This is a genomic window from Streptomyces sp. NPDC002130, assembly GCF_040296465.1.
Classification (GTDB): domain Bacteria; phylum Actinomycetota; class Actinomycetes; order Streptomycetales; family Streptomycetaceae; genus Streptomyces.
In genome coordinates this window covers 1-1,360 of the sequence record NZ_JBEOXI010000889.1, presented here as the reverse complement: position 1 = coordinate 1,360, position 1,360 = coordinate 1, and the positions used below count along the sequence as shown (strand labels likewise).

Annotated in this window: 2 protein-coding genes; both read left to right on the top strand. The window is 62.1% G+C overall.

All coding sequences use genetic code 11. From position 1 onward, the window contains the following. Positions 1 to 81: 81 nt before the first annotated feature. Positions 82 to 600 (top strand): hypothetical protein, encoded by a 519-nt coding sequence (locus ABT116_RS46680; protein ID WP_351647337.1) that lies wholly within the window; start codon positions 82 to 84, stop codon positions 598 to 600. 86 nt (positions 601 to 686) lie between these two features. After that, positions 687 to 1,292: a hypothetical protein gene (locus ABT116_RS46675; RefSeq protein ID WP_214926685.1), complete on the top strand. Its 606-nt coding sequence runs from the start codon at positions 687 to 689 to the stop codon at positions 1,290 to 1,292. The last annotated feature ends 68 nt before the right edge of the window (positions 1,293 to 1,360 follow it).

Sequence of the window (1,360 nt, the reverse complement as noted above, 5' to 3'; positions counted from 1 at the left end):
ACACCCTGAACACGGAGGCGGCCGGCTTCCCGGCCGCTCTCGCCGACGCGGTGGCTCCCCAAGCCGGACGGCCGCAACGGTGTGTATTCGAACCCGATCTCCGTGCCGGGCGGGGCCATCGGAATCGACACTCCACTGAATCTGACCCAGATCACTGCAACGGTCGAAGCTGTTGGGCTGCCGAACATCAAGGTGCTAGATCAAGAGCTGACGATGCCGGTAAGGCTGAAACTGTCGAACTCGTTGTTGGGTAACAACTGCTATCTCGGCTCCACGGCGAACCCGATCAACCTGCACCTTACGACCACTGGTAACCCGCCCTCGGAGCCCATCGGCGATTATCCGGGAGCGGTGTTCCCTGCCGTTCAGCACACAGACAATCTCTTCGCAGCTCCCGCCGCTAGCGGATGTGGGGTCTTCGGTGCACTCAATTGGGCGGTGAACCTGCGGGCGGGCACCCCCTCCGCCAGCGGAAAGAACTCTCTCACCACATCCAGCGACGTCTACACCGTCGCCGCGCGCAAGGTGCGACCACCGGCAGCTTCCGCTGCGCAGGCAGCCGAACCTGCAGCTGTGGCGCAGATGGGAGCCGCCGGGTAAAGATCAGACCCGCCTGAATTTCTTTCGACTCACGGTTCATCCCAAAAGTATTCGACAGAAGGGCACATCACATGTCATCACGCACAATGCTCGGTAAGGCCTCAACGCTCGTCGGAGCAGCGGCCGCATTGACCATCGCTGCATCCGGTATCGCGACAGCCTCCACCACGATCAGCCCCGCCGCGGCCACTCCGGTGACGGCTACCAGCAGTGGGCTCAGTTTCGTCACAACCGGCGGTCTCGAGCTGTACTGCACCAGCGTCAGCGGATCCGGAACGACCCCTGCTGCGCCCGGCAACGTGAACTCCGGAACGGGGGGGATCAACATCAACATTGCCAGCGTGGGACTGTCCGGATGTGACCTCGAAGGTGTGCCTGCAACAATCACCACCTCGGGTTCCTGGGCTCTGAACGTCAACGCAGACAGTGGATCGCCGATGGGAAGTATCAAGATCCCTAACGGTGGAGCCCACGTAGTTGCCGGTAGCTGCGTCATCGACGTCACCGCCAGCACTGCTGGCCCGGTGCCCTACAACAACACGACACACACCGTCACCGCCAACAACACCGGAACGGTGAACTTCACCTCCAACGGTGGAAGTGCATCCTGCCCGGCAGCAGGGGCCGGAACGGCGAAGATGACCGGGGCACTCAAGTTCAACTCCACGCCCGGTATCACCGTCACTCCCTGACTCGGGATGTAGTTGCGCCACAGTCATACCCGTGCCCTATGAGGGTGTGGCTGTGGCGTACGCTTCAC

Excerpts from the sequence above, each read along its gene's own strand:
- ABT116_RS46675 (WP_214926685.1), top strand. The coding sequence starts at position 687 with ATGCTCGGTAAGGCCTCAACGCTCGTCGGAGCAGCGGCCGCATTGACC.